Origin of the sequence: Cyclobacterium salsum (genome assembly GCF_010119245.1) — a bacterium.
Taxonomy (GTDB): domain Bacteria; phylum Bacteroidota; class Bacteroidia; order Cytophagales; family Cyclobacteriaceae; genus Cyclobacterium; species Cyclobacterium salsum.
This window is the reverse complement of sequence record NZ_WNKG01000010.1, coordinates 156,319-176,776: the sequence shown is the minus strand read 5'-3', so window position 1 is coordinate 176,776 and position 20,458 is coordinate 156,319. Positions and strand designations below refer to the sequence as shown.

Annotated in this window: 14 protein-coding genes and 1 pseudogene; 9 read left to right on the top strand and 6 right to left on the bottom strand. The window is 44.3% G+C overall.

The annotated features are described in order from the left end of the window. Nucleotides 1-29 precede the first annotated feature (29 nt). Together GJS45_RS18295 and GJS45_RS18290 are read left to right on the top strand one after the other, a co-directional pair. A complete protein-coding gene (locus tag GJS45_RS18295) occupies nucleotides 30-3,527 on the top strand; it encodes a chemotaxis protein CheB (RefSeq protein ID WP_162343316.1) in 3,498 nt (1,165 codons plus the stop codon). A 12-nt stretch (nucleotides 3,528-3,539) separates the two neighbouring features. Continuing rightward, nucleotides 3,540-3,986, top strand: coding sequence for a response regulator (locus GJS45_RS18290; RefSeq protein WP_162343315.1), 447 nt, complete (start codon nucleotides 3,540-3,542; stop codon nucleotides 3,984-3,986). 44 nt (nucleotides 3,987-4,030) lie between these two features. Here the strand turns inward: GJS45_RS18290 and GJS45_RS18285 are convergent, their stop codons facing one another. Then, on the bottom strand, nucleotides 4,031-4,429 hold the full coding sequence (locus GJS45_RS18285; protein WP_162343314.1) for a response regulator: 399 nt from the start codon (nucleotides 4,427-4,429) through the stop codon (nucleotides 4,031-4,033). Continuing rightward, a complete protein-coding gene (locus GJS45_RS18280) occupies nucleotides 4,426-5,910 on the bottom strand; it encodes a PAS domain-containing sensor histidine kinase (RefSeq protein WP_202928121.1) in 1,485 nt (494 codons plus the stop codon). The genes GJS45_RS18285 and GJS45_RS18280 overlap by 4 nt, the downstream gene beginning before the upstream one ends. A 583-nt stretch (nucleotides 5,911-6,493) precedes the next feature. Here GJS45_RS18280 and GJS45_RS18275 point away from each other — a divergent pair. From GJS45_RS18275 to GJS45_RS18265, 3 genes and pseudogenes are all read left to right on the top strand, one after another. Beyond that, nucleotides 6,494-8,149 carry a proton-conducting transporter transmembrane domain-containing protein gene (locus GJS45_RS18275; protein ID WP_162343312.1) on the top strand — a complete coding sequence of 552 codons (1,656 nt, stop codon included), beginning with the start codon at nucleotides 6,494-6,496 and terminating at the stop codon, nucleotides 8,147-8,149. Nucleotides 8,150-8,201: 52 nt separating this feature from the next. Further along, nucleotides 8,202-10,684 (top strand): annotated as a pseudogene (locus tag GJS45_RS18270) (YbcC family protein). A gap of 276 nt (nucleotides 10,685-10,960) precedes the next feature. After that, complete coding sequence (locus tag GJS45_RS18265) at nucleotides 10,961-11,251, top strand: hypothetical protein (protein WP_162343311.1); 291 nt, start codon at nucleotides 10,961-10,963, stop codon at nucleotides 11,249-11,251. Nucleotides 11,252-11,512: 261 nt separating this feature from the next. On the opposite strand, the gene katG is transcribed toward GJS45_RS18265, so the two are convergent. Continuing rightward, nucleotides 11,513-13,756: a catalase/peroxidase HPI gene (gene katG / locus GJS45_RS18260; RefSeq protein WP_162343310.1), complete on the bottom strand. Its 2,244-nt coding sequence runs from the start codon at nucleotides 13,754-13,756 to the stop codon at nucleotides 11,513-11,515. A gap of 417 nt (nucleotides 13,757-14,173) precedes the next feature. On the opposite strand from katG, the gene GJS45_RS18255 reads away from it, so the two are divergent. Beyond that, nucleotides 14,174-14,542 (top strand): endonuclease domain-containing protein, encoded by a 369-nt coding sequence (locus GJS45_RS18255; protein WP_235941872.1) that lies wholly within the window; start codon nucleotides 14,174-14,176, stop codon nucleotides 14,540-14,542. A 229-nt stretch (nucleotides 14,543-14,771) separates the two neighbouring features. Here the strand turns inward: GJS45_RS18255 and GJS45_RS18250 are convergent, their stop codons facing one another. Then, entirely contained in the window at nucleotides 14,772-17,162 is a 2,391-nt protein-coding gene (locus tag GJS45_RS18250; protein WP_162343308.1) for a ribonucleoside-diphosphate reductase subunit alpha, read from the bottom strand. Between the two features lie 31 nt (nucleotides 17,163-17,193). Continuing rightward, the gene (locus GJS45_RS18245; RefSeq protein WP_162343307.1) at nucleotides 17,194-18,177 is read right to left on the bottom strand and encodes a ribonucleotide-diphosphate reductase subunit beta; all 984 of its coding nucleotides are present in this window, start codon (nucleotides 18,175-18,177) and stop codon (nucleotides 17,194-17,196) included. Nucleotides 18,178-18,750: 573 nt separating this feature from the next. Between GJS45_RS18245 and rplU the strand changes: the two genes are divergently transcribed. From rplU to GJS45_RS18230, 3 genes are all read left to right on the top strand, one after another. Beyond that, a complete protein-coding gene (rplU, locus tag GJS45_RS18240) occupies nucleotides 18,751-19,062 on the top strand; it encodes a 50S ribosomal protein L21 (protein ID WP_162343347.1) in 312 nt (103 codons plus the stop codon). Nucleotides 19,063-19,096: 34 nt separating this feature from the next. Further along, complete coding sequence (gene rpmA, locus GJS45_RS18235; RefSeq protein ID WP_162343306.1) at nucleotides 19,097-19,357, top strand: 50S ribosomal protein L27; 261 nt, start codon at nucleotides 19,097-19,099, stop codon at nucleotides 19,355-19,357. 141 nt (nucleotides 19,358-19,498) lie between these two features. Further along, entirely contained in the window at nucleotides 19,499-19,807 is a 309-nt protein-coding gene (locus tag GJS45_RS18230) for an HPF/RaiA family ribosome-associated protein (RefSeq protein ID WP_162343305.1), read from the top strand. A 21-nt stretch (nucleotides 19,808-19,828) separates the two neighbouring features. Here GJS45_RS18230 and GJS45_RS18225 read toward each other — a convergent pair whose 3' ends face one another. After that, entirely contained in the window at nucleotides 19,829-20,458 is a 630-nt protein-coding gene (locus tag GJS45_RS18225; protein ID WP_162343304.1) for a rhomboid family intramembrane serine protease, read from the bottom strand.

Sequence of the window (20,458 nt, the reverse complement as noted above, 5' to 3'; positions counted from 1 at the left end):
TCCAAGACCAGGATAGTACCTGAATACCAATGAAAAAGAACCCATCAAAATCCAGCCGATCCAAACCGCTTCCTGCTTCCAAACGCCATTTCCCCATTGTTGCCATAGGGGCATCTGCAGGAGGTTTGGAAGCCATGACAGAATTGTTACAATACCTGCCGGCAGATACGGGCATGGCTTTTATATATGTGCAGCACCTTAGTCCGGACCACAAGAGCATGCTGACTGAAATTTTGTCGAAGAAGACAAAAATGAAGGTGCAGGAAATTGATGACATGGAGATGATACAGCCCGATAACGTTTTCGTCATTCCCTATGACAAAGGTATTGAGGTGACAGACGGTCAAATAAAATTAATTCCCCGCTCCGACAGCGGTAATGCGATTTCCATCGATGTCCTTTTTTCCTCACTCGCTCAGGCGCAAAAAGAACGGGTGATCGGCATCATTCTCTCGGGTAGCGCTAGCGATGGTACCGTCGGAATAAAAGACATTAAGCATGAAGGTGGGTTAACCTTTGCACAGGACGACTCTGCAAAATTCACCAGCATGCCCCACTCTGCCATCGCAGCAGGCATGGTGGACTTTATTTTATCGCCTAAGGAAATTGCCGAAGAACTGGCACGACTCAGCACACACCCGTTTGTTAAGCACAATGGGGAGCACCCTCTTAGCGACGATGTAATTGAGAATGACAATCCCGATTTAAAAGTGATTCTGACTCAATTATATAAAGCCACCGGTATTGATTTCGGCGAATATAAAATGAATACGATTAAGCGGCGCATCGTTCGCAGAATGCTGATGTATAGGCTAACAGACCTCAACGAATATGCGGAGCTGCTTTCCAAAGAAAACAAAGAGACGGATATTCTTTTCCAGGATCTACTTATTAATGTAACCAGCTTTTTTCGCGATACCGATACTCACAAATATTTACAAAGTGATCTTTTCCCGGAATTGCTGAAACGGAAAAAAGGAGGGGAGTCGCTTCGGATTTGGGTGCCGGCCTGTGCAACGGGCGAAGAAGTGTATTCCATCGCCATGATGTTGCTTGAGATTAGTGAAAGTCAGTCATCCAACACACCCATACAGATTTTTGCAACGGACCTCAGTGTAGAGGCCATTAATAAGGCTCGCGTTGGTACTTTTACCAAGCAGGAATTAGAAACCGTTTCGCCAAAGCGCATTCAGCGTTTCTTTACAAAAGCAGAAGGTAGTTTCCGGGTGAATAAGGCCGTACGGGATATGTGTGTGTTCGCTCCACATAACGTATTGCGCGACCCGCCTTTTTCCCGACTTGATTTTATCAGTTGCCGTAACCTCCTGATTTATTTTGATTCCGCCGCACAGAAAAAAGCGATCAACACGTTTCATTACGCGTTAAACAGCGATGGTTTTTTGATGCTTGGCAAATCAGAAAACATCAGTCACTCAACCCATCTTTTCTCACCCTTTAAAGAGAAGTATAAAATATTTTCGCGCAGAAAAAATTCAGGCGCGCATAGGCTGCCTGAACTTTCCCCGCGTATGAAGCAAAGCATTGAATCTGAGAAAAATACTCCCTCATCCAATCGGAAAAAAGCTCAGGTCAATGTTTCTGTTTCTCAACGAGAGCTGGACGATGCCATTGACGAGGTACTTGTTTCGGAATTCCTGCCGGCTAGTGTGGTGATCAATCACCACCTGGAAATCCTTCAGTTTCGCGGCACCACGGATTTATTCCTGACGCACCCAAAAGGCAAAGCCACGTTCAATGTGTTAAAAATGGCCCGACCCGAAATTTCCTTTGAATTGCGTAAGGCCATTTCCAAAGTCATTAAGACGGAAAACCGCGTAAGTAAATCCGGGATTGAATTGAAAGTAGATGGAGCGGTAAAAGTGATCAGTTTTGAAGTAGTTCCGCTAGACATCGAATGGGACGAACCCTTGCTCCTTATTATTTTCAAAGAACATGAACAGGCAGAACTTTATTCAAAGCAAGCCAACAGCAAAAATGACAATTCGCCTGCAAAAGACAGAAGGATCAAGAAATTAGAACAGGAATTGGCAACCGCACGTGCCGATGCGCTTTCCGTCTCACAAGAGCAGGAGGCATTTACCGAAGAATTGCAAAGTGCGCATGAAGAGGTGGTTTCGAGCAACGAGGAACTGCAAACCGTAAATGAAGAGTTGGAAACGTCAAAGGAAGAAATAGAGTCGACCAACGAAGAACTCATTACCACCAATCAGGAGTTGCAAACCCGCATCGACCTGCTCAACGAATCCTATGAGTATTCCAATGCCATTGTTTCGACCATGCACGATCCCTTGCTTGTTTTAGGGAACGACCTTCGGGTGAAATCTGCGAATAAGGCATTTTACAAAACCTTCGACGTGACCGAAGCAGAAACCGAGGGAGTACTGCTATATGAATTGGGCAACAAACAATGGAACATTCCCGAGCTGCGAAAATTGCTTGAAAAGATTATTCCTAATAATGCTGAGTTCCATGATTTCGAGGTTAAACATACCTTTCTGGATATAGGCGAAAAAATAATGTCTCTCAATGCAAGCCGTGTGGTCCAGAAAACCCATCGGGAAGACTTAATTCTACTTATTATCTCTGACATCACCGAAGTGAGACGCCTGATAGTAGAAAAGGAAAAACGAGATAAAGAATTTCTTAAAAAGGAAATTCGAGATCGAAAGGAAGAGAAATTGAAACTAGAGCATGCCGTTGACAAAAGAACGGAGGAGTTAAAAGTAGCCAATGAATCCCTGGATAGCAGAAATAAGGAGCTGCTGAATATGAACAAAGAACTGGAAGCATTCACTTATGTTTCAAGTCATGACTTACAAGAGCCACTTCGTAAAGTACAAACCTTTACCGGAATCATTTTGGAAAAAGAGGAGCCACATTTATCGGACAAAGGGAAAAATTATTTCCATCTCATCCAACAGGAAACGGTAAGAATGCGTCAACTAATCCAGGATTTGCTTGCCTTTTCCGGTATCAGTGCTGGCGAACGGAAATTTGAATACACCGACCTCAATAAGGTGATAGAAGAAGTGAAAAGGGAGTTTAAAGAGCTGATCGATGAAAAGCGGGCGGTAATAGAAGTGAATGAAATTGGGGAAGTTTACGTGATTCCTTTTCAGTTTCGTCAGCTTATGCATAATCTTATTGGCAACGCGCTCAAGTATTCACACCCGAAAAGGCAACCTCACATAAAAATAACGAGCCGGATTATCCAACGCGGGGAATTAAATTTGGAGGGACTTTCTCCTCAAAAAGAATACTGTCAAATTAGCCTTAGCGACAACGGAATCGGCTTTGAACAACGATTCAGCACCAAAATATTTGAAGTATTGCAAAAGCTTCACGGCAAAGACGAATATGCCGGTACAGGTATCGGACTTGCCATCGTAAAAAAGGTAGTTGACAATCACAATGGGATCATTACCGCAAACAGCGAACTAAATAAAGGGGCCACTTTCAATATTTACCTTCCTACCGGACAGGCAAGCCTGTCTGCGTCTCAATAAACGAAAGTCAATATGGAAAACGAACCGATACATATTCTACTTGCCGATGATGATGAAAACGACCGTCTTATTTTTACAGAGGCATTTGCCGAATTAGAAATCAAAACAGTCGTTGGCACGGTAAAGGACGGAATGAAACTCATGGAAAGGCTCCATGATAGCACCATTCCATTACCCGATCTCCTTTTTTTGGATCTCAACATGCCTCGCAAGGATGGATTGGAATGTTTGAAAGAAATCCGAAGCGATAAAAAACTCATAGGGATTTCCATCGCTATTTATTCAACGTCGGATAATAAGAAGGATTTGGAAGAAACCTTCCTCAATGGGGCGAATATATACATTATCAAGCCAAGTAGCTTTAGTAAGCTCAAGACCGTATTGGAAAAAGCAGTAATGACCGCTTTTCAATATCAGGACGAGAAATTGAAAAGAGAAAACTTTTTGCTCCTGGTCTAAAAACGCCAAAAGGAAGGCCATTCCGACGGAGCAGATAGGTGTCTTTAGAGGCTATCCACAATATCGTAGAGTTTCTGTGAGGTAATTGGTTTAAAAATAAAATCAGAAACTTCACTGATGGATTTTGCCCGGGCCACGTCGTCCGGAGAAATAGAGGAAGAGCAGATATAAATCGTGATTTTTTTACTAAGGTCCAGTTTTAACCTGCTAAACTCATCCAAAAATTGCCAGCCATCCATGATGGGCATGCTTAGGTCCAAAAAGATTACTTCCGGTAAATTATCCTGATTGCCCAGGTTATTCTTAATGAAGTTCAATGCATCCAAACCATTTTCAAAGACCCTAATATGGTCTACCAAGTTGGTTTTATTCAAAGTTTTTCGGGTTAGGTAAACAAAGACTTCGTCGTCATCAATCAGGGTTAGGTTTTTAATATTGTTCATGCTTCTCCATTTAAAATTTTTACAAAAAATGTACTCCCTTTATCGGGTTGGCTTTCCACCCAAATGTCTCCTCCCATCGCCTCAACCTGCGTTTTTATCATAAAAAGACCAAAACCTTTGGCATCGGGATGCTTATGGAATGTCTTGCGGATTTTAAACAGATGCTGTTTGTGCAAGTCCAGGTCAATGCCCATACCGTTGTCGGCAAAAGAAATCACTGTTGCCCCGGACACCGGGGTAGATTCGATGTAAATTTCCGGATTTCGTTTGGGGGATTTGTATTTTAAGGCGTTGCTTATCAGGTTAGCAAAAATACTTTCCAGGTATTTTTGAGGAAAAATGACTAATGGCGCTTTACTGAAATCTGCCCCTATATTTGCCTGGTACTTTTTGATTTGAGTTTCAAAACCCACCTTGATTCTTTCGAGGCAATCTTCCAGGCATACCTTATCAGCGGCAATACCCGTATCCTGTTTAACCTGAATGGACTCTACCAGCTCGTTAAAGACTTCCATCAAGTGGTTTACCACCGGTTTCATTTTAGACTGAATCTCATTTTTTTCTTCCTCGGACTCGCTATTATCCGTGAAGTCGATTAACATGGAAATGTTAATCAACGGACCTCTAAGGTTATGGGAAACAATATTGCAAAAATCCACCAATTGCCTGTTTTTGGATTCCAGGGCTCTGCCGTGTTCAATAGCTTGATGATTGATCTTTTTTATGTGCGCTTCCCCTTTTTTCCTTTCCGTGATATCGGAGCGAATGGCTACGTATTGGTAGGGTTTACCGTCTGCTTTCAGAAAAGGCACAATGGTGGTATCCACCCAGTAGTAGGTTCCATCTTTAGCTCTGTTTTTCAGCTCTCCTTTCCACACCCTGCCATTGGCGATGGTGGTCCACAATTCACGTATATAGGCTTTAGAATGATATCCGGAGTTGATAATGCGGTGATCCTTGCCGATTAGTTCCTGTGCACTGTATTTTGAAATCTTACAAAAATTTTCATTTACATGCCTGATAATGCCCTTTTGATCGGTGATGGCAACGATTGCCGATACATCCAGGGCATATTTATAATCGGAAATCTCCTTTAGCGATCGGTTCAAGTCCGCTTCGCCTTTTTTCCGATCGGTAATATCAAAGCGAATGGCTACGTATTGGTATGGTTTGCCCTCTTTATTAAGAAAGGGTACGATGGTGGTGTCCACCCAGTAATAGGCACCGTCTTTAGCCCTGTTTTTTATTTCACCTTTCCACACCTTGCCGTTAGCAATGCTGGTCCAAAGGTTTCGAATAAAAGATTTTGGATGGTAACCTGAATTAATGAGACGGTGATCCTGACCGATAAGCTCCTTTCTGTTGTATTTTGAAATTTTGCAAAAATTATCATTCACATAGGTGATTATGCCTTTTTGGTCCGTAATGGCGACGATTGCCGACTCGTCAAGGGCGTACATATAATCAGCTATTTTTTCCATAGTAACCGTTTGGATTTTGGAGCTGTTTATTTCAATACCAAAATAGTAAAAAGCGATTAACTCCTGAATGCCTCCCATAGCTGCTGCAAACTACTTGGAACGAAGGCAAAAAATTAACCGTCCCCTTACTCGCTTATACAACGAATGGTACAAATATAGGTTTAAAATAAATTATTAAAGGTATAAGTGAAATAAATTACTACTATTTTAGGACATTAGGAAGAGTCATTCCCCATTTTTAGCCTATAGGGTTTAACCTAAACTCAGGGAGGGGTTAGGGAGCTTTCTTCCCGATGCTGGATGCCGCTGCATTTATGGTAATACCCTGCCTGGAAATTCGAATGCTATCAAATCTAAATTAAAGAGAGAATTAGGTCAAGTTCATAGTGGGCTTTCGCAGGAATCCGGAAAGAACGCGTACGGATAAGTAAGTGAATACATAAAAAATATTTATGTTTTTCATGCTAAATCAAAATGAAAACTTATGGAAAAACTTTTTAAAATTTGCATCCACATTCAATTCTTAAGGAAGATAGCATGGCCTATCAACATGCTTACTTGAATTCATTTAAAGAAACCATTCATGTCAGAAAACTTTCTAACCTTACTTGCCACGCTTTCGCCTGCTGTGTTTGTAGCCACCGCCGTAGCCTCATGGTTTCAGCCAGGATGTAAGCCAAAACAAATCATCGCCATAAGCAAAACCGCAACGATAGTTAGCATATTAGTTGTCGTTTTGAGTAGTATTTATGTAACAAAGCAAGGCCTGTTAGAATCCGGGTTATTAGGCATTAGCGGGATTGGTTTCAGTATTCGCCTGGATGCACTGAGCATTCTTATGTTGGGGATGATCGCGCTCCTGGGTTTTATCATTATCAAATTCAGTAGTAATTACCTGGATGGTGATCAAAGACAGGGGGCATTTATTGGAAAGCTCGCTGCCACCATCGCTTCAGTACAGTTGCTGGTAATTTCAGGGAACATCGGTTTGCTATTTATTTCCTGGGTTTTGACCAGTATTTCGCTGCACCGTTTGTTGGTTTTTTACCACGAACGACCGGGTGCGCAAGTTGCCGCAAAAAAGAAATTTATTTTGGCCAGGTTGGGCGATGGCTGCTTATTGGTAGCCATTGCCTTGCTCTACAACCAATTCGGATCCGGGAACCTTGAGGTGATTTTCTCGGCTATCAAAGGGGGATTATCTGCAGAAAGCAGCTCCCTTCCCCTGGAACTTTCAGCATTGTTTTTAGCCCTGGCAGCAATCCTGAAATCCGCCCAATTCCCCACTCATGGCTGGTTGATTGAGGTGATGGAAACGCCCACCCCCGTATCAGCCTTGTTGCATGCAGGCCTGCTTAACGCGGGCCCCTTCCTGATTATCCGCATGGCTTTTGTAATGGATGCCAGCACGGTGGCTCCCATTTTGTTGCTGAGCCTGGGAGGATTTACGGCACTCTTCGCTTCGGTGGCTTACCTGACACAAACGTCCATCAAAACTGCTTTGGGGTATTCAAGTGTCGGCCATATGGGTTTTAGTTTAATGGTTTGTGGATTGGGTGTATACCCGGCGGCCATGTTGCATCTGGTAGCACACTCGTTTTATAAAGCGCATGCTTTTCTTTCTTCCGGAAGTGTGATTGATTTGGTACGCGCATCAAAGATAGCAGAACAGGCTCAAACACTTAGCCCAATAAAAGTAACATCTGGCATTGCAATGGCCCTTCTGTTGTACACTGGCTTCGCACTGCTTTGGGGGATCGATCCGCAGAGAGAACTGTCTCTTTTGTTTATCGGTGCCGTTATTGTCATGGGCTTATCCCGCATTTTTACAGCAGCGATTGCCCGCTCATGGAACCCGGGATTGATGGCTCGGGCAGTGCTTCTGGCGTTGACGGTTACTGCGGCCTTTTTTGCGCTGGAATCTGGGACCCACCTGCTGCTTGGATCGCAAGTTCCGGAGCTAAGGGTCCCGGGATTAGGCAAAATGCTGTTAGTAAGCGTCATTTTACTGGGATTCGGGCTGGTTGTTTTCATGCAGATCATAGCGCCACAGCTTTCAAAAAAACCATTCTATCAGGAGCTGGCCATTCATGTTCGAAACGGTTTTTACGCCAATGCCTGGTTTGACAGGTTGATACAGGCCTTAACCATTCTATCTCCGGAAAGCAGGCAGGAATTGGTTGTTATTGCACCCACCAATTCCCATTCGGGATCAGGGCTAACAACGAGAAAAAAATAACAGCCCCCAAAAAACCTTTAGAAATTTTAAAGAAAAACGAATTGTTGATTTTATGAAAATAGAAGATCAAGTTTTAGTACGACCTAAGGAAGTAAACAAAACCACGCTTGCAGACACACTTCGCAAGGCCTGTAAAAAAATTGCACCTGTTTGGCCCTTGGAAAATTTTGTGGCCGTGAACCCTTACCTCGGTCTTACCGACCGGAATTTTGAAACAGTGGCCCAGCAGTTGGCTACCGTGGGCGGTATTCAAATGACCTTGCCGGTATCGTTTTACAGAAATAAAATCAAGGAAGGGAAAATCACGCCCAAGGACCTGAAGGCTGCATTCGAAAAGAAATTTATTTATGAAGCAGATGTAGACCTATTTATTAATCAGTTGGAAAATAGGGAGGATGTGGAGCAAAAAGGCACTACCATCGCTTCCGTTAGCGACGTAGCCATGCAGGTTTCGAAACAAGACTGGACGCGTTTTGTAACGGGCAGAATTTCAACCTGGGCGGCATCCTATTTTGACAATGACCAGGCTATTTGGAAGGCAGCAAATCAACAAGCCGGGGTTTTTGAATCCTGGAAAGCAGAGGCCGAAGTGGATTTAACGAGCGAAATCATGGGATTGAAGGGCTTTAGGAAAACGGTAAAAGCCTTACCGAATCATCCACTGAAGGCAGCTCAAAAAGCCTTGGATATACTTGCGGTCCCCGAAGAAGCCCTGCCTACCTACTTGCATCGGTTGCTGTTGGGGGTAGGTGGCTGGTCGGCTTATGCCGCGCGATTGGACTGGGACAACGAATTGTATGGCAAAAAAGGAGGAGCGTCCATCGAGTTTCTGGCGGTTCTTATTTGCTGGGAAGCCTGTTTGCTTCTATGCCTGGACGGGCAGCAACTTCGGTCCCTTTGGTTAAAGGCAAGAAATGACCTTGTGGAAGCAAGTGGGAATACCGAAATAAGCCAGGAGCTATCTGAAAAACTGGTCTTACAAGAGGCATTCGATCTAGCTGTTCAACGAGAAATCATCGAAAAATTTCAGGTTTCTAAAACCAATCCACCGCAAAAACCAGATCGGCCAAACGCACAGGCCATTTTCTGTATCGACGTGCGCTCCGAAGTTTATCGAAGAAATTTGGAACAAGTAGACCGGCGAATAGAGACCATTGGGTTTGCCGGATTTTTTGCTTTCCCTATTCATTTTGTCCCTATTGCCCATAATAAAGGAGAGGCACAGTGCCCGGTGCTCATACCAGCAGGTCCGACCATCCTGGAAGAAATTGCAGATAAGGTGGCCAATAAGGCCGCGTATAACAAACGCGTCCTTGGCCATCAGGTATCGGAGGTTTGGAAATCCTTTAAATCCGGAGCCGTGACTTGTTTCAGTTTTGTGAGCCCCATTGGTTTGTCCTACCTCCCGAAACTCTTCACCGATTCGTTTGGACTCACGCGCCCTGTTCCTCATCCCGATCAGGCTGGACTGAACGCCAAGGTGTCGAAGCAAAAAGGTATTTCGCTGAATGTGGCCAATCATCACCGCGAAACAGTGGGCATACCGCTGGAAAAACAGGTTGAAATGGCTAAAAACGCATTGAATGCCATGTCGCTTACCGATAATTTCGCTGGTTTCGTGTTGATAGTAGGTCATGGGGCTACCACTGTCAACAATCCCCATGCCACCGGACTTGATTGTGGCGCTTGCGGAGGCCGTTCCGGAGAGGCAATGCCAAAGTAGCCGCAGCTGTATTGAATGCCAAAGCAGTGCGTAAGCACTTACAGGACGAAGGAATCGCTATTCCGGAGGATACGGTATTTTTAGCCTGCCTGCACGATACGACCACGGACACAATCCACATCTATAACGAACAAGAGGTCCCTGCTACGCAATTTGAAGCACTAGCAGACCTTAAAAGTTCTTTGGCAAAAGCAGGGAAGACCGCCCGCGCAGAAAGATCCTTGAGAATGGCCATCCATAAAAATGAAGACAAGGCGATCATCGCCCGAAGTAAGGACTGGTCGCAAGTCCGGCCGGAATGGGGATTGGCGGGTTGTTCCGCCTTTGTGGTGGCTCCGCGTGAGCGTACAAAAAACCTGAACTTTAGCGGCCAATCTTTCTTACATTCTTATCAGTGGAAAAAGGACAAGGGGTTTTCCGTTCTTGAATTGATTATGACCGCCCCCATGGTGGTGACAAGCTGGATTAACCTTCAATATTATGGATCGACGGTTGATAACAAGAATTTTGGTTCCGGAAACAAAACCCTACATAACGTAACCTCCGGGCTAGGCGTGCTGGAAGGGTATTCCGGAGACTTACGGGTAGGATTGCCCATGCAGTCGGTGCACGATGGCGAAAAATACCAACACGAACCGCTGAGGCTCAATGTGATTATCGAAGCACCCATTGATGCCATGAATGCCATCCTAGAAAAGCATCGGTCAGTGAAGGAACTGTGCGACAACGGGTGGATTTACCTGCTTGCCATGGATGAGCATGGTGAAGTTGCCTATCGGTACGTAGGAAATTTACATTGGGAAGCACTTTAATACGCTCGATTTTTTTTGACATTCCTGGTAGGGCGGCTGCCGAAGGCAGAAGCCGCCTCATCACTACCAATACATGGCAAAAGAATAGTGATTTCAGCAAAAGTAGTCTGCGATCTGAGAGTAAAGCCTTTTATTTAGACTGGATTGCGGGGTATCAATGGTGCACTGAGTCCGATAGTTATGCCTCAAACGTTTTCAGTAATCATCTATACTTGTATTGAATTGTTTGCCGGAGGAAAAGAAAACTAGTAATCATACAACTTATCAAAGAAAACCATGAAGGAATGTCACCGTTATTTTCTACCCATTTTAGTCCTATTTCTACTATCTTCTTGCGGCGATTTAAGAAAAAAAGCTGAGGATAGGCTTAACGACCTACAAAACAAAGCGGCATCTTTAGATTCGTTGGTGAATAAAGAAATTGATAAGGTTTTGACGCTTGACTCAATCGTTAATAGGGAGGGTGAAAAAGTTAAAAAACTGGATTCGCTACTAAATAGAGCTTCATCAAAAATGGATTCGATTTCAAGCGAGAAGCTGAGACTTTTGGAAAAAATCATCCAATAAAAGGGAGTAGGGTCTCTTTATTTTGGTAGTTGAAGATGATTGTATTGACCTTTATGCCTGCTTTTTAAACCAACCTTTTTCAGGCTGAAATGGATAAATACAGACAGGGAAAGCAATATGAAGAATGGCTGGGTTTTTCTTACAGGACTTTGCCCGCTGCTCTCATGATGCGGCAGGCAGATAATAGCAAAGGTGTATAACCAATAAAGGTGACCTGAAAGCAAGTCACCTTTATTGATTGTATTTGGTATGGAAAGACGGTTAGTTTTTCAGTTCGAAGCGATCCAGGTTCATGACCTTGTCCCAGGCAGCTACAAAATCCCGAACAAATTTTTCCTTGCCATCATGGCAGCCGTACACCTCTGAAATCGCCCTTAATTCAGAATTAGAACCGAAAATAAGGTCCGCGCGGGTTCCGGTCCATTTGCGTTCCCCCGTATGGCGATCCCTTCCTTCAAATACTTTGTCTGAATCGTCCACGGCTTTCCAACTTGTACCCATGTCCAACAGGTTGACAAAGAAATCATTGGTAAGCACACCGGGCTGTTTGGTGAATACACCGTGTCCGGATTGGTCAAAATTCGTATCAAGCACGCGCATTCCGCCTACCAGTGCGGTCATTTCCGGAGCGGTCAGTGTCATTAATTGCGAACGATCTACCAACATCTCTTCGGCAGCTACCTGATGTTGAGCATCCTGGTAGTTACGGAAGCCGTCGGCTGCCGGTTCCAGAATCGCAAAAGATTCCACATCAGTCTGTTCCTGGGAAGCATCTGTGCGTCCGGGAGCAAAAGGCACCGTCACATCCTGTCCGGCATCTTTGGCTGCTTTTTCGATGGCAGCACATCCCCCCAGAACGATCAGGTCGGCAAGGGAGACTTTTTTATTTCCGGACTGAGATCCGTTAAAGGTTTCCTGAACCCCCTTCAGCTTATCCAGTACCCTGGCGAGCTGTGTCGGGTTGTTGACCTCCCAGTCTTTTTGGGGTGCCAGTTGGATTCTTGCCCCATTGGCACCACCTCTTTTGTCCGAACCCCGGAAGGTAGAGGCAGAAGCCCATGCGGTACTGACAAGCTCCGAAACCGAAAGACCAGTATCCAGGATTCGTTTTTTAAGGTCGGCAATATCCTTGCTGTCCACCAATTCGTGGTCCACTGCAGGGACAGGGTCTTGCCAGATCAGGTCCTCCTGGGGTACTTCAGGGCCCAGGTACCGGGCACGTGGTCCCATGTCCCGGTGGGTAAGTTTAAACCAGGCCTTCGCAAAGGCATCGGCAAATTCATCCGGATTCTCATAGAAATGGCGGGAAATTTTTTCGTATTCCGGATCCATGCGCAAGGCCAGATCGGTGGTCAACATAAACGGTGCATGACTTTTAGAAGGATCGTGCGGATCGGGAACGGTCCCGGCACCGGCACCGTCTTTTGGCCGCCATTGATTGGCACCTGCGGGGCTTTTGAATAGTTCCCAATCGTAGCCGAAGAGGTTTTCGAAGAAATTGTTACTCCATTTGGTAGGCGTGGTCGTCCAGGCACCTTCCAACCCACTGGTGATGGTGTTGTTTCCATTTCCGGAACCCAGAGTGGTTTTCCATCCTAAACCCATTTCCTCGATTCCAGCGCCTGCCGGCTCGGGACCTACGTATTCGGTTGGATCTCCGGCACCGTGCGTTTTTCCAAAGGTATGCCCACCGGCAATCAATGCTACGGTTTCGTAATCATTCATGGCCATCCGTCCGAAGGTTTCACGAATATCCCGGGCTGCAGCTACGGGATCCGGCTTTCCATTGGGGCCTTCCGGGTTTACATAAATAAGCCCCATCTGTACGGCTCCCAGTGGATTTTCAAGCTCCCGGTCACCGCTGTACCGCTTGTCTCCCAGCCATTCGGCTTCCGATCCCCAGTACACATCTTCCTCCGGCTCCCATATGTCTTCCCTTCCTCCGGCAAATCCATAGGTTTCGAGCCCCATCGATTCCAGGGCCACATTTCCCGCCAGAATCATCAGATCTGCCCAGGAAAGCTTTCTTCCGTATTTTTGCTTGACGGGCCATAGTAGTAGACGGGCTTTATCCAGGTTGGCATTGTCAGGCCAACTATTAAGTGGAGCAAATCGCTGCGTCCCGGTGCCACCGCCCCCACGGCCATCCGAGATCCGGTAAGTACCGGCACTGTGCCAGGCCATTCGGATGATAAAAGGTCCGTAATGTCCATAATCAGCTGGCCACCACTCCTGTGAAGTGGTCAGTGCTTCGTGCAAATCCTTTTTGACCTCCGCAAGGTCAAGGGAGTTAAATTCTTCCGCATAATTAAACTGTTCTCCCATGGGATTGGAAAGGGAAGAATGCTGCCGAAGTATGTTTAACTTTAATTGGTTCGGCCACCAGTCCCGATTTCTGGTTCCTCCTCCGGCACTTTGTTTTAGAGCTCCTCCATGAAAAGGACATTTCGCCACGCTCTCATTGAAGTCTGATAGTTTTGCATTTGGGTTTGTGTTGTTTTCCATAACGACTTATAAAATTTATTTCTTTTTTCTTCAACAAGATACCAAATTTTGCAATTATCAAAAATTAAAATCCATTGAAAAAATCTATGGGTCTTATCTGTTCTCTATGGCTGGATTGAATAGGCAAATTTTACGTATCCAAATCCCCCTTAAAGGGGGATTTGCTGAAATGCTTTTTTAAAGCGGAATTGGAGCCATTGCAACGGGCTGAGATAGTTCTCCGGTAATACCGTGACCGTTAATCCATCCGTATCCAAATCCCCCTTGCCAAGGGGGTAAGGGGGATTTTTAGGGAGTGGAAAATCGATCGATAAATATAATTTAGACTCTTAAAACCAATTTTTAAAGAAGAAATCCTGGACTTTTAATCTATTATGATTAAATTTTTTCATGCGATATGTCCCTTACAACAAGAATTTGAAAGAATTCTCAAGAGAATTGAGGTCTCATTCTACTCTTTCCGAAGTTTTACTTTGGCAAAAGCTAAGAGCAAGTCAATTTCGAGGGTATGCTTTCAACCGGCAAAAACCATTGGGAGATTTTATTGTGGACTTCTATTGCAGGAAACTTAAATTGGTAATCGAGATTGATGGGGATAGCCACTTTTATGCTGAATCTGTTGTTGAAGATCAAAGAAGGCAATTAATATTAGAAAAAATGGGTTTATGTTTTCTAAGATTTTTGGATAGCGAAGTTAAGAAATCCATGCCTTTTGTTCTTCAGGAAATTGGAGCATTTATGGATGATTGGGAAGTAAAAAATGGTGGTTCCAGAACGGATTTTTAAGCATCTAAATGACTCGAAAAAATCCCCCTTGCCCCCTTAAAAAGGGGGAATTGCTGAAATGCCTGTTTAAGGCTGATTTGGAGCCATTGCAACGGGCTGAGATAGCTCTCCGGTAATAAAGATGAATCAACTAAGCGCCGCCTGAAATCGACCTCAGGTTACTAGACAAAAAAAAGCGGCTGTTCACTGAGAACAGCCGCTTTTGCTTTTTACTAAAAAGCCACAAGGCTTAACTCCCGCACATTTCACAGTCATCCGGATTGTCAAGCGAGCAGGCGATGGCATCCTGCTGCTGTTTTTTGTCATCAGGTGCTTCTGGTTCGTGCTTTTTGTCCAGTTGCGATTTATCTACGGTAAATTGGATGGCGCTGCTGGCAGCTTTGGAACGCAGGTAATAGATACCTGTTTTCAAACCTTTTTTCCAGGCGTAAAAATGCATGGAAGTCAATTTTCCAAAGTTGGGTTCCTGCAGGAAGAGGTTCATGCTCTGGGATTGACACACATAAGCACCCCGGTCGGCAGCCATATCGATGATTACCTTTTGAGAAATCTCCCATACGGTTTTGTACAGGTCTTTTAGATTCTGAGGAATTTCAGGAATGTTCTGCACTGAACCGTTGGCACCGATCAACTTGTTTTTCATATTATCGTTCCAAAGGCCCAAACGGATCAGATCCCTCATCAGGTGCTTGTTCACCACCACAAATTCTCCGGAAAGGGTCCTGCGGGTGTAAATATTGGAAGTATACGGTTCAAAGCACTCGTTGTTACCCAATATCTGAGAAGTAGAGGCAGTAGGCATAGGAGCCACCAACAGCGAGTTGCGAACCCCATATTTATTTACCTTTTGCTTTAACTCAGTCCAGTTCCATCGGCCTGATTTCGGGGTCACTCCCCAAAGATCAAACTGAAACAAGCCCTGTGATACCGGGGATCCTTCATACGTTTCGTAGGTTCCATGAAGTTTTGCCAATTCCATAGAGGTTTCCATGGCGGCGAAATAGATGGTTTCGAAAATCGCTTCGTTCAGGCCTTTAGCTTCTTCTGAATCGAACGGCATGCGCAACAGAATAAAGGCATCTGCCAGCCCCTGTATCCCCAAACCAACCGGACGGTGTCTGAAATTGGATTTTCGGGCTTCGGGTACCGGATAGTAGTTGACATCGATCACCTTGTTTAGGTTTCGGGTCACCACCTTGGTTACTTCATAGAGTTTTTGATGGTCAAAATGCCTTTTTCCATCTTTTGCGGTAGCGACAAATTTGGGCAGGGCAATGGATGCCAGATTACAAACGGCTACTTCATCCGGAGAGGTGTATTCCATGATTTCGGTACACAGATTGGAAGATTTGATCGTCCCCAGGTTTTTCTGGTTGGATTTTCCATTGGCTGCATCCTTATACAAGATGTAGGGAGTACCGGTTTCTATTTGGGATTCGAGGATTTCAAACCAGAGTTCCTGAGCTTTGATGATCTCTCGTGCCCTGCCTTCTTTCTCGTATTTTTCATAAAGTCTTTCAAACTCTTCTCCGTGGCAATCCGCCAGACCGGGAGCCTCATGCGGGCAAAACAAAGACCAGTTTTCGTTGGCTTCGACTCTTTTCATAAAGAGGTCGGAAATCCAAACCGCATAGAATAGATCCCGTGCACGAAGTTCTTCCTTGCCGTGATTTTTCTTCAGGTCCAGAAAATCCTTGATATCTGCATGCCAGGGTTCCAGGTAAATGGCAAAGCTGCCTTTTCGCTTACCACCGCCCTGATCCACATAACGGGCGGTCATGTCAAAATTCCGCAACATGGGGACAATTCCATTGGATACCCCGTTGGTCCCGCGAATGTAGGAACCTTTGGCTCGTACATTATGAATGGACAGGCCAATGCCTCCGGCGGATTGTGATATTTTTGCACACTGCTTTAGGGTATCGTAGATGCCATCGATGCTGTCGTCTTTCATGGTTAACAGAAAGCAGGAAGACAACTGAGGCTTTGGTGTACCGGCATTGAAAAGCGTAGGAGTGGCATGGGTAAACCATTTCTGCGAAAGCAAGTGGTAGGTTTCGATGGCCGCATCGATGTCTTCCTTGTGAATGCCAATGGAAACGCGCATCAGCATGTGCTGCGGGCGCTCTACTACTTTACCGTCAAGTTTGATCAGGTAACTTCTTTCCAGTGTCTTGAATCCGAAAAAGTCATAATCAAAATCGCGATTGTAATCGATGACTTCATCCAGCTTGGCGGCATGTTTTTTCACAATACCATACACATCAGGAGCGACCAGGGCTGCATTCTCATCCGTTTTGGGATTGATGTAGGTATACAACCTTTTCATGGTATTGGAAAAGGACTGGCTGGTGGTTTTGTGCAGATTGGAAATAGCGATTCTGGCAGCCAGGACTGCGTATTCCGGATGCTTTACGGTAAGTGATGCGCAAACCTCTGCGGCCAGGTTATCCAGTTCGGTGGTGGTCACCCCGTCATACAGCCCGTCGATCACTTTTTTCGCGACCTCTATGGGCTGAATGTACCGTGCATCCAGGCCATAGCATAGATTTTCTATGCGGGTAGTGATTTTGTCGAATCTGACGGACTCTCTTCTGCCGTCTCTTTTGATTACTAACATACTGATTGGTTATTAAAATGGTTAAAAAGTATCAAAAATCCTCTTCTACGGAAAATTTCCCTGAACCGTTGGCGACGTCTTTGTTTTTCATTACGCCTGCTTTTTGATAATCCCCAACCCGCTTCTCAAAGAAATTGGTCTTTCCTTGCAGGGATATCATGTCCATGAAATCAAATGGATTGGTACTGTTCCAAACTTTGGGACAGTCCAATTCCTGTAGCAGCCTGTCGGCTACAAACTCTATATACTGACACATTAGTTCTGCATTCATTCCGATAAGCCTCACCGGCAATGCATCGGTCACGAATTCTTTTTCAATTTTCACCGCATCCTTGATGATACCGATGATGGTTTCTTCAGGTAACCGGTTAACCACGTGCTTTGTGTACAGGTGACAGGCAAAATCGCAATGCAATCCCTCATCCCTTGATATTAGTTCGTTTGAAAACGTCAGCCCTGGCATCAGCCCTCTTTTCTTTAGCCAGAAAATAGAACAGAAGGAACCGGAGAAGAAAATGCCTTCTACGGCGGCAAAGGCAATCAACCGCTCCTGAAAGTCTCCCTGATCAATCCATCTCAAAGCCCACTCCGCCTTCTTTTTGACGCAATCCAGGTGCTCGATAGCATTAAATAAGCGATCCCGTTCATCTGGGCTTTTGATGTAGGTGTCAATAAGTAAGCTATATGTTTCGCTGTGTATGTTTTCCATGGCTATTTGGAAACCATAAAAAAACTTGGCCTCGGTATACTGCACCTCGGACACAAAATGTTCAGCAAGGTTTTCGTTTACAATTCCGTCACTAGCCGCAAAGAAGGCCAGAACGTGAGATATGAAGTGTCTTTCGTTATCACTTAGATTTTTCCAGTCATTGAAATCCTGACCCAGATCGATCTCTTCCGCGGTCCAAAAACTAGCCTCGGCTTTTTTGTAGTATTCCCAAATGTCATCATGCTGAATGGGGAATAAGACAAAACGGCTGTTATCTCCTTGTTCTAATATTGGTTCTGACTTCATTACTCCAATTGGTTTATTAAATTAAATAGATGGCTAAGGTGCCTTTTGTTCGCTTTAACTTGGTATGGTTCGTTTTCGTAACAACACCTTAACAAATATGGGCAAGAAAATTCAAAAAGTAAAGCCCAAAACAGTGCCAAAGGCCTAATTATTGACTACTGGTCAAATACATGTAATATACTAGTAAACAATTAAATATGTATGCTATAATAAATCAAAACTTTAATCTAAAATGCCCTGAATCGTTGATCCAACTTTTTTCAAATTATTTTAATCAAAGTGAAAAAGCCCGAAATAACCTCTTTTTTTGACCGATGGTCAATTAATTTTCAAAATTAGCCTGTTCTATATGTGTTTACCTGTTGAAATACAGGTAGATAGGTGGTTACTGTGAATTTTGTAAAATAAAATTCGAAATACATACTGCTAAAAATGCAGCTTCCTTTATTTTCCAGGCAGCTACAGGCAGAAGCTAGCGGCTTGTTAATTAATATTCCGTTATTATTTTACGAATCTGTGATTTTTTCTTATATTTGCACCTCAATTTTGATAATTGTAATCTATCAAATTATTATGTACGCAATAGTTAACATTTCCGGTAAGCAGTTCAAAGTAACAAAAGAGCAGCAGATCTTTGCACCCAAAATGCAAGGTGAAGTTGACGCTTCCGTAGAATTCGATCAAGTGCTGTTGGCAGATGACAACGGTACCGTATCGGTAGGCGCACCCCTGTTGGAAGGTGCCAAGGTATCGGGGAAAATCCTCGATCACGTAAAGGGAGACAAAGTAATTGTTTTCAAGAAAAAGCGGAGAAAAGGCTACAAGAAGAAAAACGGCCATCGTCAACAGTATACAAAAATCGTAATCGAAGATATCGTACTTTAAGTATCCGACCAGGAAACTCTAAACAAATAAAATTATGGCACATAAGAAAGGTGTAGGTAGTTCCAAAAACGGAAGAGAATCAGAAAGCAAGCGGCTTGGAGTGAAAAAATTTGGTGGTGAGTCGGTTATTGCTGGCAACATCATTGTCAGGCAACGAGGAACAAAGCATCATCCCGGATTGAATGTAGGTTTGGGAAAAGATCATACTTTGTTTGCGCTGACCCCCGGTACAGTGGCTTTTGCCAAGAAACACGATGGAAGATCCTACGTGAATGTACTTCCCAGTGAAGCATAACATTCCTTTTGAGGAGTAAATTACATAAGGCCTCTACCAGGGGCCTTTTTTTGTGTATAATCCCTTGGAAAAGGCATATACCATCAATAAACTATTCGTTTTATTTCCGGTAATCCGCCGGGTTCAAATTTTGTTTTTGTCATGAACTATACTGAAAATTACAGAGGAATAAAGATCGACGTGCAGTCGGTAAATCTAGACATCAATGGCGCGGTGCAGGAGGAAATCCGGTCGTCCATAGACAAGTTATCCAAATTCACTCCGGATATCAATGCGGTGGACATTTACTTCAAAACCGAAGGACATGGAGGTACGGCAAAGCACGTGGTAGGCGTGCGGGTAGGGATACCCGGCCCGGATGTATTCGCCGAAGATAAGGGAGACCATTGGATTCCTTTATTGAAAGACGTAGTGGATAAATTGGTCAAGCAATTAAAGAAGAACAAATAATCCCTTTCCAAAAAGCTTCCGTTAGAACAAACGGAAGCTTTTTATTTCCTCCCAAAAATACAAGGCATTTTGAGGAGAGATCACTACAATGACGGCAATCCCAAATACTGCCCCATAGAAGTGGGCATCGTGATTGATCGCATCGTCGCCCATTTTTCCTTTGTAAAAGGCGTATCCTAAAAACAATAGTCCCAGTATAAACCCGGGAAGGCAGAAAATACCAAAAATACAGATGTCAGATAAGGGCATTAGCACGATGCTGGCAAAAACCGTCGCCGAAGTACCTCCCGATGCTCCCAGGGCATGATAGGAGGGATTATCTTTTTCTTTAAGATAAGTAGGGATGTCCGCCACGATAATGGCCAGCAGGTAAAACCCGATAAATGCCAGGGCTCCCACACCTTGTCCAAAGGTATACATCAGGTATTGCTCTACCACATTTCCGAAAAAATAGAAGGTAAACATATTGAAAAGCAGATGGGTGCCGTCCTTGTGAACAAAGCCGGAAGTTATAAACCGCTGGTAGGATTTATTGCGCTGTATCAGGTAGGGAGTAAATAACTGGTTTTGCAAAAAACCAGGGTTGTTCCATCCATAGTAGGATACCAGACATGTGATGGCGATGACAATGATCGTTAGCGATAGCTCCAT